Here is a 16,685-nt window from a genome sequence, read left to right as displayed (position 1 = left end):
AAGTTATATTCAATCAAATTCGATTCATATTGCAATTTTCGTTGCGTATAAAAACAGAATTAGTATTTGATAGTTACAAGGAGAATAGATCAGGTAGATGAATTATTTTACAGGGGTCTTTAAGCGCTATTTCAATTAAAAACAACTCTAAAATAAAACTGGCAACCAAGTTTCCCCAGTTGCCAGTTTACCCTGTTATGTTACAATTATCCTTCAATAACTATATTGATTTGCTTGCTTATTGACTTTCCTGCCTTATCTTTTAATTCAAGAGTCAAAAGGTATTGACCGCCTTTACAATCGGCAGGAATATATTCTTCAAACAATTGGTGGTTGGTTACTTCGTCTTCCTTTCCAGTTAAAGCAATTAGCTCCGGATTATTGACTGGTTCCCATGGATCTGTTATACCATTTGATGATTTAGTCTGATTAAAGCTCAAAGTTATGGTTAGACCTTCTAGTTCCATATCATCAGTAAAAGTACCAGATAAATCCAGACTATTTCCCTTTATTACAGTGGCCCCTTCCACAGGTTTTGTTATTGTCATTTCAGGATTCATAACATCCTTTGGCTCCGGTTCCACTTTGCTACCGCTGCCACCGCATCCTACTGCAATTAACATTACCAATAAGAATACACTGACTTTCAAAATATTTTTCATAATAGTAGGTTCTAATATTTATTTTTGCGTTAATCTATCCACCATTCATCACCCCCAAGTGTCGGAAAAACACGATCTTTCAATTGTGCATTCCACTTTTCCCATTCTTCCAGAAGATGATTTGATAATTCTTCATTTTCGGCTTTTATATTCGTCTGCTCATTTAATTCATTCTCTATATTGTACAATTCTGGCGCATTGTTATCCTGATTATTATTAGCTACCAGTTTATTCATTCCCTGACGTATAGCCATGGCATTTTGCTCCCACTTGCGCCAGAATAGATAATCATGCGGTTCCTCTTTTGATTCACCCGTCAAATAGGGAATTAAATCAACACCATCCAAAGGGCGCTCAGCGCTTATTTCAATGTTGTTTTGTGCAACAATGGTTGCCATAACATCCATTGAAGAAATGGCTTTGTCATAAGTTTGACCAGCACGAATAACAGCAGGCCAACGCATGGCAAAAGGCACACGAATGCCACCCTCAAACAAGTCACCTTTTAATCCTCGCAAAGGTCCGTTATCAGATGCATTATTGTGTGCGCCACCATTATCTGAGAGAAATACCACAATGGTATTATCATTAATGCCTCCGTCTTGCAATGCTTTTAAAACCCTACCAACGCCATCGTCAACGGCACTGACCATAGCAGCGTATGTTTTTCGCTTTTTATCCTCGATATTTGGAAAGCGTGACAGGTACTTTTCTGTGGCTTGCAAAGGAGTATGCGGTGCATTATAGGCCAGGTAAAGCATAAAGTGCTCGCTTTTATCTACTTTTTGATTGATAAAATTGACCGCTGCATCGCTCAACTCATCCGTCAGGTAATCGTCCGTTTCAACCTTTTCTCTGTTTTCAATGATCTTAGTTCGATACCACTCCCATTTTTTTGTCACTTCCGAGAGGTCATTCAGATACAGTTCATCGTGGAAGTAATTGTGCCCACCCGATAGAAAACCATAGAAATAATCAAATCCTCTTTCAAGTGGATGAAAATTTGGATGTGTACCCATATGCCACTTACCTACTATGGCGTTTTTATAACCGGCTTTGCGCAATACCTGAGCCATGGTTTCTTCTTCCACAGGCAAGCCGGAAATAGGATTATTTGGATCAATTGAAGGGTTGGTTGTAAATCCGAAGCGATCCTGGTAACGCCCCGTTAAAAAACCAGCCCGACTTGGACCACACACCGGAAACGTAACATAGCCCTGAGTGAAACGAACGCCTTGATCAGCTATTTTATCTATATTGGGCGTTGGAATATCGGTACAACCATTAAAGCCAACATCGGCATAACCCATATCATCGGTCATGATCATTATTAAATTGGGCTGTTGCTTGCTTGTCGTTTTTTCCGTTTTACACGCCAACAAACCCAATAATAAACAGGAAAGTAAAGCAAATTTGTTCATTTGTATCTAGTTATTATTGAAATCGAAATATCACCAAAACTTTAATGGTACAATAACAGATAGCGAGCAAATATTATCACATTTATAACACTGTTTCAATAGATGAAAGCCACTGCTTTGCAAGTTCTGTCCAGTCTGGCGTGTTTATCGTGTTTATGCCCATACTATATCCGTGACCACCATTGGGAAAAATGTGCATGGTAGTGTTTACATCATTTTTAAGCAAAGCCTGATACATTCTAATACTATTTTCAACAGGTACAGCCTTATCATTGCCCGAATGAACTATAAAGGTTACAGGTGTTGCAGGGGTGACTCTTAATTCATTCGAGAATTGTAACACCAATGCATCCGACGGATTTTTCCCTAATAAACTATTTCTTGAACCCTTGTGTGTCACGCCTTCCTTCATACTAATGACAGGGTAAATAAGCATCATAAAGTTTGGATGCACTGATTCCTGATCAATCACATCTATCGGTTCATAGTAGGCTTCATTTAAATGTGTAGCTAAAGTAGAAGCTAAATGTCCTCCGGCAGAAGAACCAATTACCCCAATTTTGTTTTTATCAATATTAAAACTGTCTGCATTATACCTTAAAAACCTGATAGCACGCTGAGCATCTTGTATTGGTGCCAAATAAGATGTAATAACGGATTCGGCCTGTGGCATTCTGTATTTTAAAACAAAGGCCGCAATTCCCTGGCTATTAAACCACTTTGCATAATCGCTTCCTTCCCAATCATAAGCAACACCTGCATAACCCCCACCCGGACAAATTAACACTGCCATTCCAATGGCATTTTTCTTAGATGGAACAAAGATTTCTAAACTTGGCTTTTGAACATTTTCAATAAAAAGAATATCCCTTTCCGGAACTCGTTCTTCACCCTTTTTATCCTGATAGTTCGGTATCTGATTGGGTTCCCATATATTAACAAGCTGAGAACTAGCCACAGTAAAGTGCATTAAAGTCATAAAACAGAATAATACTAATGGTTTCATAGCATTTGTAATTTGCTCAAATTTATAGAAAACAACATGACTACCAACCTGCTATTTGCTTAATATAATCTTTTCAACATTGTTTCTGTCGATGACTAAATAGTAAACTCCATTGGCAAAACCACTTAAATTCAGGATGGAACCAGATGAGTCTTTAACCATCCTCCCCATTGAGTTATACACTTGGTATCGTGGCTCAATTCCATCACCATCGATATAAAAAATGCCTTTAGATGGATTGGGATAAATCTTAAAATAGGATGCCTTTAGGTCTTTAACAGAGGTATTTTCTTTAATATCCAGTTGCACACTGGTAAATACATCCTGATGTTTGTACAAGCTTGCTGTAATCGTAATCGTAGCATAATCAATTGGAATTAACAAACCCGTTGTTTGGTTGATAATGGCCTTACTTTCATCATCAACACTCCATAAAACAGGTATATCAATTTCCGGATTAAGACTGGCAGATAATTGAATGGGCACATCAACCAACAGTTCTTCATTAATCTCAGAAATTGTTAGTGTTGGATTAATCGCATCATTCCATATAACAACCTCTGTTGTACAATTCACCGACGGATAGTTATTCATAGTTGCAATAATTTTTACAGTCCCGGCAGCTTTGGCTGTCAACAATCCTTTTGTATCGATACTGGCGGAACCCGTCCCCTCAATAAGCGACCACGAATACGATTCCCTTGCAGGAATAACCATCGATTCAAATTGATAATCATTCCCGGCGATTAATTCATTTTCATTAAAATCATTAGTCTTAATCACAAGGTCGGCTGCATAAAAAGCAAAACTGTCAACGGCTAAGGGCTTATTCTGTGCGGAACCTATAAATAAATTCATGGCCACACCTTCTGCCCAGGAATCCTTGTTGGGCCTTAATGGCACAGAAAAAGTATGCCAATCAACACACTGATGCCCAGTAATGGTATTTGGTGTAACGGCTTCCCACGAACCGGCTGTTACACTGGTTTCCGTTCGTGTTGATGCTTCAAAAAAATAAACTTTGCCAGGTGTCAGATCTTTAACGTTTTTACGCATACTGATTGCACTCCCATTAACTGACACATTTAATGCAAATTGGTTTTCTTCTTCAAGCGCCAAAGTTGTTGTGGTAGCTTCTCCGTTTTTTTGCTGATAACCTTTGCTTAGCAAGTCATCTCCTTCACGATAACTTTCAAAGTTATCGTAAAAGAGATATGGTATCGCACTTGTTTTCTCAAAGCTTACTTCTGGCACAAGCGCTTTTAATTGCTCACGCAGTTCTTGCGCTATTGCGGCATATGTCTCATCAAAAATGACATTGTTCCATTCATTCTTATCAGTCGACAGATCGTATAGTTCCTCATCTCCTGAAGGGTAAAGAATATAACGGTAATCTTTTGAACGAACGGCATAATTTTGTTTTCCAATTTCTTCACTTGCAGGGTTAAAAACCGATTCTAAGGCGACATTCGGACCTGACCAAGTCATTGTATTAGGATTTTCCAAAAATGTTCTCAGACTATGACCATCCAGTTCAGCTCCGTTAGTGTTTTTTTTTGTTTCTCCACTCCAGTTACATAAGTCTTTAAAGGTGGGATAAATATCAATCAAGCCTATGGGATGAGTAACAACTGTACCTGCCGAAGAGTTAAAACCAGGGGCTTTAAGTATAAATGGAATGCGTGTACTTTCTTCCCACAAAGTATTTTTTGCCAATCGACACTTTTCTCCCATATGGAAACCATTGTCACCACACAATATGATGGTTGTATTATTGGCAAAGGAGCTGTTCTTTATGACATTATGAACTACCCCAACCAAACTGTCGGCAAAAGCGATACAGGCTAATTTGCTTTGCACATAACGTCGTAGTCCCTCTTCTGCTGTAGCGTAAGATACCAGCAGGGAATCATAGTCGTTAAAGCCGGAAGCACTATAATGATGACCGTAAGTATCCTTTAAATCATTCTTTAATATCTCCGGTATCATAACTTTATCCAAAGGATACATATCAAAAAAACGTTGAGGGACCACGTGGGGTGTATGCGGTTTCACACCTCCATAAGCCATAAAAAAAGGTTTATCACTGCCCTGAGCTTTTAATGTTTCATGTTCATCAATCCATAGCTTTACAAAATCAGCACTCTTTTCATCACACATCTTATCACGTTCATCAGCCGATATATAATTAAAAGCTGAGTTGGCCGTTATATTATTACGCCATCCTCCCGGTGGCACATCTGAGAGCGGGGCAAACGACCCGTTTAATAAACCTACATTCCGAAATGGTTCCGGTACTGACGGGTGACCAATGGCATTGGTTCCATCCCACGCATAAGGTCCCTGGTCTTGTTTCTCTCCCTTTACTTTTGATGGATCATCCCCGCTTCGATGAAATATTTTGCCGGTACTATAAGTTTCATAGCCGTTTTCAGCAGCATACTCCATAATGAACTTGGAATTGCTCAAAACCTCATTATCGGCAATACGGGCAAATCCAAAATTACCTGTTGTTGAAGGATACAAACCCGATAAAAAACTGGCTCTTGACGGTGCACAAATTGGAGCATTAGCATGGGCATTGGAAAAGAACACACCTTCATTGGCCAATTGGTCGATATTGGGTGTTTTGGCCTGGGGATGACCTCCCATTACGCCAATATAGTCGTTCATATCGTCCAGAACAATTAGCACGGCATTCATCCTTTCCTGTGCATTACCGCCCAGACAAATCAGTCCCAATAAAAGTATAAATACGCCTCTTAACATCTTATATTAATTTTAGTTCCTGACCAGTATTTTTTTTGTCTGCACCATTTTATCTGTATTCATATTGATAAAGTACAAGCCATTCGCTAAGCCGCTCACATTCAACATATGTTGACGGACTCCTTCCAGAGTCTTTTCCTTAGCCAACTGTCCGGAAACATCATAAAGCTTTATATAGGCTTTGGGTTCATTCATTTTAAATAAAATAGTGGCCTGTCCGTTCACCACTGGATTAGGATAAACAGAGAAGAAATCAGCCTGCACCAAATCATTATCAAAAATTCCGGTACCTTCCTGGTAGTCTTCAACATTAATCTCACACTCAGCAGATATGTTTGGACTGCCTGTCACCTTAGCTGTTATAATTGCCTGCCCCTGCCGATGTGTTAGCACATGTCCATGCTCATCGACCGTTGCAACAGCCATATTATTGCTGCTCCATTCGATGGCGTAACTACTGCTGGATGAATTAACTTCTGCTGTTAAGCGGGCAGGTTTGCCGGTGGTTAATGTGAGCACATTGTCGGACAGCGTGATGGTACTCGCTTCATCCGGACTACCAACTTTAACAACACATTGCTTAAATACTTGTCGACGATCTACAACCCTTGCCGTAACAATGGCATACCCCTCACTAAGGGCTGTGACCATACCGCTGTCATCCACCGAAACCACAGAAGGGTTATTACTGTTCCATTCGATCACATCATTAAAGGCATCATTGGGCAAGATGGAAGCCTCGAGCTGGTATGTATCATTGCTATTAAGTTCAATATTCTCACTAGACAAGTTCACTTCCGTTGCCCACACCAGCTCATCGTGTACCAAACCTAGAAAACGTGGGTGAATTAAACCCTCTTCCCATTCGGCTTGAATTGCTTGTAATTCATCTCGCTGATGCTTATAATCAGCATTCCAGTATAGATTCTGTCCATCTGCATCGCTTTCACTGATATTGGTATTCAAATTGTATAACCTTGGATTAGGACTTTCAGCCATAAACCGTATGTATTTCATATCACCGTAACGCACGGCATGACGATCCTGATCAAACTTACGGATATGAATTGTTTCATGGGGTCTTCCGCTTTCCTCGCCATTCAGATATGGGATCAGGTTAACACCATCCAGTGGTTTATCAGGATTAACTGGTGATTCTGACAGTGCTGATAAAGTGGCGAAAATATCGAGCGATGATACCGGGAAATCATACGTTACACCACCATCAATCTCACCAGTCCATTGCATGGCAAAAGGCACACGGTAGCCTCCTTCAAACACATCGCTTTTGCCTCCACGAAGAATACCGTTATCTGAGGCATTTTTACTTTCTGGGCCACCATTATCCGACAAGAAAAAAACAATGGTATTATCTTCTATATTTAACTCTTGTAACTTATCTAGTAATTTCCCTACACCCCTGTCAACCGCATGAACCATGGCTGCATAGATTTGACGCTTATCGGTAAGTGATGGAAACAACGCCAGATCTTCATCTTTCGCCTGCATTGGTGAGTGCGGAGCGTTATATGAAAGAAACAGAAAAAAAGGATGATCCTTGTGACGCGACACAAACTCAACGGCTTCATTGGAAAATTCATCCGTTATGTATTCATCTGTTTTTTCCGGTGTATGATTCCTAAGGATCCATGTCAAATAGCTTTGGTCCTCATTTTTTGCAGCATAACTATCCTCAATGGTCAGGTCTTCAGGAAAATACCTGTGCCCACCACCCAGATGGCCATAGAACTCATCGAATCCACGATTGAGCGGGTGATTGGAAATATGAGCCCCCAAATGCCATTTGCCAATAACACCGGATTTATAGCCCACTTGTGAGACCGATTCGGCAATGGTCATTTCATCAAGAGGTAAGCCCATAAACGGATCATCAGTACGATATAACGGGTTTCGTTCAAAACCAAAACGCTGCTGATAACGGCCGGTAATAAAACCGGCCCTGCTTGGACCACACACTGAATACGTTGTATAACCACTGGTAAATGTTATACCGTTATCCGCAATACGATCGATATTTGGCGTAGGAATTTCGGTAGAGCCATTAAAACCCACATCGGCATAGCCCAGATCGTCGGCCATTATGACTATTACATTGGGTTTCGTCTGTGCCTTTATAGTTGCTATTCCTGAAAAGCACAACATACAAAACACCAGAATATGACTATTCTTCACATATTTACTTAGGCTACACATCATGTTATAACGTTATAATTCTATCTGATAAAATTCTTGAATATACCTGAAAGTGATATTTGATTGATTAACCAAAACAAGTCAATAATTACCCAATCTCCATTATAGTTTCGATGATTACATATAAGACCATTGGCTTAATGCTTAAGCCATCTCTTTTTAGGATTAAAGTTTTCATTTTTTGTGGGATATTGCGCATCAACCTCTTCCTGCCATTTTTTTAAATCGGCCAGTAAATCATTAGCTAAATTAGAGTGACTATTGATCAGGTTATTGGATTCACTTAAATCATCTTTTAAATTGTAAAACTCATACTCTTCGGTTTCAAAATTCTGAATGAGTTTCCAATCACCTTTTCTAATAATACTATGAGGCACAGCACCTTGTTGATGGTAATGCGGATAATGCCAGTAAAGGGCTTCTCGGTTAATTGATTCGTCTCTTAACAATGGTGACCAATCAACACCATCCAAAGGGTTTTTTAATGGGACATTTGTTAAGGCTGCCAATGTGGGTAAGTAATCCATAGAAATTACCGGCGTTGAAATTACTTTTGTACTGTCCAGGGTATTGGGCAAATATAGCACCGTTGGAATTCGCGTTCCTCCTTCATACATGGTTCCTTTCCCCTCTCTCAGAGGGGCATTATTGCTTACTTTATGCTTTCCTTTGCCAATAAGCCCTCCGTTGTCTGAAGAAAATAGAATAATCGTATTCTCATCCAGATTAGCATCTTTTAAAGCTTTCAAAATAGCTCCCATTGCATCATCTGTATGTTCAACCATTGCGGCATATGTAGCATTTGTATGGTGAGCGTTGTCGCTAATGAGCTCTTGGTATTTTGCTACTTTCTCAGCCTTGGCTTGCAGAGGCGTATGCACATTGTACAACCAGAAATTAATGAAAAAAGGTTGCTTACTGGATTTCTGTTCTTTTATATAATCACAAACACGTTTAGATAAATATTCGGTGAGGTATTCGTCTTCCTGCTCATCCTTAATATGTGGATTTCCAAATGGCGAAAAATAACCATTGTAACCCAACTGTGTATCCCAACGAGGTGCGCCTTTCGACCAACCACCTACATTTATATCAAACCCATGATTTTCGGGCCAATACTCCTCGGTTTCACCCAGGTGCCATTTCCCAAAATGAGCAGTTTTATATCCGGCCGATTTAAAAGCTTCAGCCATGGTATATTCGTTTGTATCCAGTTTCATGTTCCAATCCGGAACACTTAGCTTTGCCCAGGGATATTTATGTCCTTCAATCCAATCTGTGATATGTAAGCGAGCGGGCGATTTCCCTGTCATGATGCTTGCGCGCGTAGGCGAACATACATTACATGAACTGTAAGAGTTTGTAAATAAATAGCCTTTTGATGCTAATTTATCAATGTTTGGCGTCTGGTGTAAATCACTGCCATAACAAGCCAAATCCGTCCATCCCAAATCATCAACTAAAAAGAGAATTACATTTGTCTGCTTCTTCTCTTTGCACGAAGTCAAAAGAACAAACAAAGCTATAATAACACCGTACTTCATACTTTCTACTTTACTATTAGTTTCTCAACTGCCATCCCATTTTCTTCTCTAATAAAATACATGCCCGAAGACCATGAGCTAACATCAACTCTTTGCATCCAACCATGTACTTCAAGTTTCTTGACCCTTATACCAAAGGCATTAACTATTTCTAAAGAAACGCCTTCTTGATAACCTTTTTTTAACTCAATGGTAATTATCTTGTTGCATGGATTAGGATAGACCTTAAAAACATCATTCATCAAATCATTAATGCCAACATCCTTTGTGGGCAATTCACTTAAATGGATCACGAAGAAACGGGCTGTTCCGGCCGGAATGGTGATGGCAAGCTCATCACTGGTGGATGATAAAGTGCCAATGGCTTCAGTCCCACCTAATTGATCAAACACCTGACAATTGCCATTAATAGAGGTACCAGCCTTTAGTTTCACGACTTTCTCCACAGGCGATAATTCCTCATTATCCATAAGAAAAGCAAAGTAGGTATAAGGATCATCCTTTTGTTGGGTGAATTGCCAAAAACAATCGCCATCTACATAAAAGTCCAGGTTATTACGCTGAGTCAGCACTTCGCTACTTATCGATTCTTTGGCTTCATTCAGTGACATATCGCTCCAGGTATCGCCATTGGTTTGGTAAGCCACATCACACCATGATTTATTCTCTATATCTGAAGCCTGTTTTCCAGGTACAATAGTCACAAAGCCGCCCGGCATTGATGGAAACATGTTTTCCCAACGACGCTTTGTTCCGTATAAATACGAAGTCGCATCTGTTTCCGGTATATCGGTATAGGCATTCCAACAAGCTAAACGGTTAAGAACATAGTTATCGGTCTCGGGCTGATACAAGTAATGGTCGTGATTAATGCTTTGCTCGGTGAGGCGGTTACTTCGATTATAGATACCAACCGAAACAGGAGAAATACCCTTTAGTTGCTCAACATCCGGTGAGTTCGGGTAAACTCCTTTATCAACCAGCTTTAGAAAATTTAAAATTCCTTTCTGAAAGACCTGTGTCCATTGCTGGTCTGCGTCGCTGACATCACCACGTTCGTATAACGGATTAATAAGTGCCGTGATTGATGTTGTACGGAATACTTTTGCTCCGAGGCTATATTGCGATAACATTTGACGCAAAACGATGTGGGCATTTCGCATACCACCCCATTCAGCTACACGGTTAGCCGACAGGTTGTCGCCAATCACGTTACACCCCCAGCCCTCTACATCGCCATTCATCCATAAACCAACGCGCTCGGCCAGACTAATGTCCAATTCGGTCACATTTGAATTTTCGACACCAGGTACCAGTATATCTTTATACTTTGGAAAATAGCTATCAGCCTGATTTTGTGATAAAGCGGTAAACGTTGCACCCTTTGCACATAGCATCACCATCGGCGGTGCCGCACCTATTTGTTCAGCACGAGCCAATAAAGCATCCAAGTGAGGGATGTAAGATTCAAAATCCACAGGTTCGTTTAATTCACGCGTGCGCGCCATCATGTAACATTCGCCATCAACAACAGAAGCCTCATAACAATCAGCCAAATCCTCCGGGTTGATGAAAATATGTGGTCCATGCCCTATTTTCAGGCAGAAATAAGCCCCTTTTTGAGCCAGGGCTGCACAAAAATTCTTAACCCCTTCAGCCGTAATACTTGCTTTATCGCATTCATTAGCCATTCCGTAAATACATGAATTGACGCTCGCTGCCAGGCGTATTTTTGTTGAACGATAGTTCTCCTGTCCACCTATTTTATCATACCATTCCTGCTGTGCATCATACACCTTTTGTGCCTGTACAGCGCTATTTTCAGGTGTCATCTCCCACCATAAGCTACTGGCAAAATAATCGAGGTACCAGATGGGTTCATCGCCTGTGGCTAGGGTTCCTGTAAACTGATCAATCTGATCTGTCAGTTGGTCTAAATTTCGGTCTACCTCACCTAATTTACCTAAACCGTTTATTGTTCGTGCTTGAATTTTCCAATTCGGGTTTGAGAAATCCACCACGTAAAAATGATCATCTCCATTGATAGGGCCGGACAAAACCATTTTATCAGCCCCACCATTTCTATCCTCCAAACAAGCACCATCTGAAAAGTGATACATACTATGGGCCCAGGTGTAAGCTGAAATAGTTAGTGTTTTTGTGGAGGAGTCATACTGAGAAAGAAACAAATCATCGCCATAAATAGTAAACAGCTCGGCTTGCCCATCGCCATCAAAATCACCAGGCACCCCATGTTGCATCAGGTATTTACCTGTTGCAGTTAGATCTACCTTATCAGATTTTTGAAAGCCATGGTTTTGAATTAAGAAGTTCTTTGCAAAAGTTCTATAGGCACTGAGCGGCATTTTTTCATTATCCGCCAACATCGTTGAAAATGTTTTGGTTTGGGGACCATCCTCTGGATGAAAAACACCCCAATGCGCTACCAACTCCGGACTGCCATCACCATCCACATCAAATACGCGAGGCAACTGTTTATCGGTAAAGCCTAGGCCTGACACCACATTATCAGCTACAGGATCGGCATCACCATTCCAGTATGCCGGTCGTTCATATGTAGCCAGGTCGATGATGTCAATAAAATTATTGCCTTCAAAGCTTTTGCGGTTGACAAAAGCAACTACCTCATCTGTTCCGTTTCCATCAAAATCACCAGCCGCCACATGACGCACCAGACCAGACACACCAGCTGCTTTACCAGTTTCGGGGCGAACGCTTTTTAGCAAAACGCCTGCATCATTGAGTATATAAACCAGCCCATCCACACCGGAAGTTACAATGACTTTTTGTCCACCCACTCCTGTGGCAACGGTTGCTGAATACAAGGCACCGGTGCTGATTTCTTTATCCAGCAGCAATTCGCCTGCTGATGATAGTATACGTAGATGTCCGTCGGTACCTGGCAAGAGAATTTCATCGCCGGTATTTTCTGAATACACCTCATCAGCAACAACTCTCAATCCCATGGTTGGAAGAGCTGTATATTCCCACAAACGATTATCGGTTGAAGGATCCGTAATTAGGTCCGGACGATTGAAAGCGATTACCTTTCCCTCTACCGTCATAGCCACCACATAATCTTTTGCACCAACGCCATCGAAATCAGCAGTAGCAATATGAATCAAATTATCACCTTGTGTATTGTATGGCTGAAAAGCACTTTGGGCATTTAATATACCATTAAATGCTACAGCAGTCCAAACCAAAACATAACGTAATCGCTTCATCCTAAAGTTTTAGTTTGTTAATCCTCCCATTTTCATCAAAAGTGAGTTCATCAAAACAGATGGAACGTCGGTAGTTATTGTTCGATAAATCCATGTTGTGATAGAACACGTACCATTTGTCCTTAAATTGAACAATAGAGCCATGCGAGGTCCAGGAACTCACTACATCCATTACCTCTCCTTGAAAGTTAAAAGGACCCATTGGTTTTTTACTTGTGGCATACACCAAAGTGCTGGATTTACCCCAACCATTAGAATATAACAGGTAATAGGTATCCTTACGTTTAAATACCCAGGGTGCTTCACCATAAAAACCCCCAAAATGCTCATTATCGCCTTCTATTCCTTTTATTTTTAATTCCTGTACATCTCCTTTTAAGGCCATCATGCTCTTTTTCAACTTTACCACTTTGGGTTCGCGGCAGCCAAAGTACATATAGGCTTGTCCTTTTTCGATAAAGACAGAAGGATCAATAGGTTCCTTGCCTATGTGTTCAACCTGACCGGTATTATCAATCAAAGGCTTTCCCAATTCATCTTTAAAAGGTCCAATAGGCGAATCGCCAACAGCCACGCCTATTTTAGCACGCCCTACTGGATAATAGAAATAGTATTTGCCATTTCGCTCGACACAATCCGGTGCCCAGGCCCACTTATCAGCCCAATTAATATCATCAAGACTAAAAACAGCTCCATGGTCGGTCCAGTCCACCATATTTTCAGTTGAAAAAACGTGCCAGTCTATCATATTAAAATAAGTGGCAGTATCTTCATCATGTGAGGTGTACACATACATTTTATCATTGAATACATGGGCTGAAGGATCAGCTGTATATAAATGTTTTACAAATGGATTACCTTCTTTTCTGAAATGTACATCCCTGAATGGCTTTAAAGCTGACGGCTCACCCGTTAAGTACCCTAGCGAAATTAAAAAACGATCTGCATCAATCATGGTTTGATAATACATCTCTTCGCTGTTTCCCTTATTAAAGAAAGCGTGTCCATGCCCATCGTAGAAAATCAAATCGCAACGCAGTCCCATGTTTTCCATTTTCTTTTTATAGGCCTTGGCCATTGGGGGCGTAAATAATTTATCCTCAGTGCCCACCATAATAAGTGTAGGTGGTGTATTGACGTGCAGATTATGGTGTGGTGAAAACTGCTTATAAAAGTCACCAACTCTTTCGTAGCCATAACCGTCTGGTCCGTTATTGAGAACAGGATTAAATAAGACGAGGGCTTTAGGTACACACGTTACAGAAGTATCTTCATCCGCTTCATTAAACCCGGCAAGCACAGCCATGGACGCTGCAATATGACCACCTGCCGAACCACCCCCTGCCACTATTTGATCTGCAGCAATACCCAATTCTGCCGCATGTGAATGTACCCAGCGCATAGCCGACTTGCCATCTTTGATACATTCTATAGGTGTAGTGCCATTGGCCTTTTCAGTTCTGTACTGGGCACTAATGGCCACCATGCCTCTCGAAGCAAGATATTGACTCTGTCCGTAAAAATGCTCAGGACTGCCTGACTTAAAGCCTCCACCATGAAAAAAAACAATAGCAGGCTTTGAATCATTCATAGTATGTCCGTCAGGAAAGAACACATGCAGGCTTAAGTCAACATCATCAATGGTTTTATACACAAGAACAGTATCTGGTTCTATAACAGCTGTAACAGCAGAAGAAACCATAAATAGTAAAGATATAATCAGAATATTTTTCATGCCTGTTATGCTCTATCGATATAATACAAAGCGTTCTACCTGATAATAATCTCCCTGAGTAATTCGGATAAAATAAATCCCATTGTTTGCATTCTCGGGCAGATGAATAGATAACTCTTTAATACCTGAATGGATATTTTCTGAATATATAAGCTGCCCCTGTATGGAATATATACTATAGTGAATCTCCTTGTTTGACTCACTTAATTGTATATTTAATTTATTTCGAACAGGATTCGGATAGACATTAAACAAATAACTAACCCTGGTCAAGTCTTCAATGCCCACCTGATGACCGGAATTATGAGCATTACTGGCACCAATATTAGGTATCAGATTCTCAATATCCATGGCATTTCCAAATATGTCCTCTGATGGAACAAGCAGCACATCAGCAAAAATACCCTGACCAGCCATAGGAAATTCAGGCTCTTTAAAAGAGAAGCCTTTATCAATGGCAGCACTACCTGACTGAATATTAAAATTGTCCGGAGCACCATTGGTCGATACCGGATTCACGAAGAGTGGATCTCCATTAACTTTTCTGGCATCCAGGTTGGAGAATGCTGTGGCCACATTGCCATAAAACAGGTTGTTGGATACATTCAGCCCTCCACCATTCTGCATATCTATCTCCACGCCACCTGAGCCTATCTGGGCACCATTCATGGCGTAGAATATATTGTTGTATATATAGGTATCCTCAGCAAAAATTGAAATATCGGGTTTACATTTTGGATCATCCAGATACACAGTATTGTTGTAGATGTAGTTTTCGTCTGAAGGTACCGGTGTTATATCTTTTCCTACCCAACCTGATAACCATATGCTATAACGGTGGTGACCATTGGCACGGTGGCCATCATTAACACTCACATTGTATCGAAATACACTATTCTCGCAATCGCCCAATATCTCAACAAAACCACCTTCGGTATCTTCACTGTAGTTGTATTGAAAAATGGCATTTTTACAATAGAAATCAATATGTCCGGCAGCACCATAGGTATCGCCAAAACCACGCGCTCGATATTGCCTGTTGTATTGCACAATGATGTTGTGTGAATCCCATATCCAGCAACCTTCTCCTCGTCCGTAATATCGATCAGTAGAAGATGTGTGGTCGCCCCAGCCTAAATCGATAAATTCATTATTCTCCACCAGTCCGTTGCACACTGATGCAAACACGACACCATCGCCTCCCAACTGCTCGAAGGTATTGTTACGTATCACAAAATTCCGATTACGGCCTTCTTCACTTACCGGATTATTAGGCGGATTAAGATTTCTGGCACTAATGGCGGTACTTCCCAGGTTGTAGAAATAACAATCTTCAATCAACACATCTTCGAATCGTACTTCTTTAACTGGCGTTACCGTATCATCATTTTTATCTGAATCAAAAAAGATACCCTTGGCATTGTAATAGTCCAAAGTAAATTTGCCTTCCCAGTCAATCATATCATAACCAAACACATCGGTAACCTTCAGATTACGAAAGGTCAGATCCTTACTGATGCCTCCCCATTTATTGGCAATAACCTTTATGCCATAGGACGTATTTGTTCCCCAGGTAATAGTACCGATGTTTTGCCGGTCATTCTTAATCCACAATCCATCCATCACAATATGGCTGGTATTGACCAGTTTAACCGCTTCAATAAAATCACCTGTTGGTATATTGCCAGAACCACTTAATATTGGCAGCTCACCATCACCATACTTACTAATTATTATGGGCTTATCGGGTGTGCCAGAACGGTTAATAACCAACTGCCCTTCAAAGATATCACCCGACCTGAAGAGAATTTGATCTCCGGGTTGAATAAATCCGCCATTTTTATCATTGGCTCCTGCCTCGGATACCTTAGCGATGGTCTTCCAGGGATTTTCCATACTTCCATCATTGGCATCATTTCCATCTGCGCTCACATAGTAGTTTTTTGCCAATAAACCGGCCGGTAATAACAAGATTACTAAGTGTAATATAAAACGTAATTGCATAGTCAAGATCTAATTTATAAACGCTGTAAAATTAGAATGCAACCAGCAATTTAACGGGCAGAAATTGAACAATGCTTAACGT

General features: G+C 40.6%; 9 protein-coding genes. All 9 read right to left on the bottom strand.

Annotated elements, in window-relative coordinates:
- Positions 1 to 206 precede the first annotated feature (206 nt).
- The 9 genes from ACRD7A_RS03350 to ACRD7A_RS03310 all read right to left on the bottom strand — a co-directional run bounded on the left by ACRD7A_RS03350 (position 207) and on the right by ACRD7A_RS03310 (position 16,603).
- Positions 207 to 662, bottom strand: coding sequence for a DUF4625 domain-containing protein (locus ACRD7A_RS03350; RefSeq protein WP_430810880.1), 456 nt, complete (start codon positions 660 to 662; stop codon positions 207 to 209).
- Between the two features lie 29 nt (positions 663 to 691).
- Positions 692 to 2,083 (bottom strand): sulfatase-like hydrolase/transferase, encoded by a 1,392-nt coding sequence (locus tag ACRD7A_RS03345; protein WP_430810879.1) that lies wholly within the window; start codon positions 2,081 to 2,083, stop codon positions 692 to 694.
- An 82-nt stretch (positions 2,084 to 2,165) separates the two neighbouring features.
- Positions 2,166 to 3,089 (bottom strand): alpha/beta hydrolase, encoded by a 924-nt coding sequence (locus ACRD7A_RS03340; protein WP_430810878.1) that lies wholly within the window; start codon positions 3,087 to 3,089, stop codon positions 2,166 to 2,168.
- A gap of 51 nt (positions 3,090 to 3,140) precedes the next feature.
- On the bottom strand, positions 3,141 to 5,858 hold the full coding sequence (locus ACRD7A_RS03335) for a sulfatase-like hydrolase/transferase (protein WP_430810877.1): 2,718 nt from the start codon (positions 5,856 to 5,858) through the stop codon (positions 3,141 to 3,143).
- A gap of 12 nt (positions 5,859 to 5,870) precedes the next feature.
- Positions 5,871 to 8,075, bottom strand: coding sequence for a sulfatase-like hydrolase/transferase (locus ACRD7A_RS03330; protein ID WP_430810876.1), 2,205 nt, complete (start codon positions 8,073 to 8,075; stop codon positions 5,871 to 5,873).
- Positions 8,076 to 8,209: 134 nt separating this feature from the next.
- Complete coding sequence (locus ACRD7A_RS03325; RefSeq protein WP_430810875.1) at positions 8,210 to 9,616, bottom strand: sulfatase; 1,407 nt, start codon at positions 9,614 to 9,616, stop codon at positions 8,210 to 8,212.
- Between the two features lie 5 nt (positions 9,617 to 9,621).
- On the bottom strand, positions 9,622 to 12,864 hold the full coding sequence (locus ACRD7A_RS03320) for a T9SS type A sorting domain-containing protein (protein WP_430810874.1): 3,243 nt from the start codon (positions 12,862 to 12,864) through the stop codon (positions 9,622 to 9,624).
- Between the two features lies 1 nt (position 12,865).
- A complete protein-coding gene (locus tag ACRD7A_RS03315) occupies positions 12,866 to 14,599 on the bottom strand; it encodes a family 43 glycosylhydrolase (RefSeq protein ID WP_430810873.1) in 1,734 nt (577 codons plus the stop codon).
- A 12-nt stretch (positions 14,600 to 14,611) separates the two neighbouring features.
- The gene (locus ACRD7A_RS03310) at positions 14,612 to 16,603 is read right to left on the bottom strand and encodes a T9SS type A sorting domain-containing protein (protein ID WP_430810872.1); all 1,992 of its coding nucleotides are present in this window, start codon (positions 16,601 to 16,603) and stop codon (positions 14,612 to 14,614) included.
- Positions 16,604 to 16,685: the final 82 nt, after the last annotated feature.

It is taken from the genome of Carboxylicivirga longa, from assembly GCF_050589825.1.
Taxonomy (GTDB): Bacteria; Bacteroidota; Bacteroidia; order Bacteroidales; family Marinilabiliaceae; genus Carboxylicivirga; species Carboxylicivirga longa.
This window is presented reverse-complemented; position numbering and strand designations above follow the sequence as displayed.

What these genes read in the sequence shown, in the direction of transcription:
- ACRD7A_RS03350 (WP_430810880.1), bottom strand. Translation starts at nt 662, where the DNA reads ATGAAAAATATTTTGAAAGTCAGTGTATTCTTATTGGTAATGTTAATT.
- ACRD7A_RS03345 (WP_430810879.1), bottom strand. Translation starts at nt 2,083, where the DNA reads ATGAACAAATTTGCTTTACTTTCCTGTTTATTATTGGGTTTGTTGGCG.
- ACRD7A_RS03340 (WP_430810878.1), bottom strand. Translation starts at nt 3,089, where the DNA reads ATGAAACCATTAGTATTATTCTGTTTTATGACTTTAATGCACTTTACT.
- ACRD7A_RS03335 (WP_430810877.1), bottom strand. Translation starts at nt 5,858, where the DNA reads ATGTTAAGAGGCGTATTTATACTTTTATTGGGACTGATTTGTCTGGGC.
- ACRD7A_RS03330 (WP_430810876.1), bottom strand. Translation starts at nt 8,075, where the DNA reads ATGATGTGTAGCCTAAGTAAATATGTGAAGAATAGTCATATTCTGGTG.
- ACRD7A_RS03325 (WP_430810875.1), bottom strand. Translation starts at nt 9,616, where the DNA reads ATGAAGTACGGTGTTATTATAGCTTTGTTTGTTCTTTTGACTTCGTGC.
- ACRD7A_RS03320 (WP_430810874.1), bottom strand. Translation starts at nt 12,864, where the DNA reads ATGAAGCGATTACGTTATGTTTTGGTTTGGACTGCTGTAGCATTTAAT.
- ACRD7A_RS03315 (WP_430810873.1), bottom strand. Translation starts at nt 14,599, where the DNA reads ATGAAAAATATTCTGATTATATCTTTACTATTTATGGTTTCTTCTGCT.
- ACRD7A_RS03310 (WP_430810872.1), bottom strand. Translation starts at nt 16,603, where the DNA reads ATGCAATTACGTTTTATATTACACTTAGTAATCTTGTTATTACCGGCC.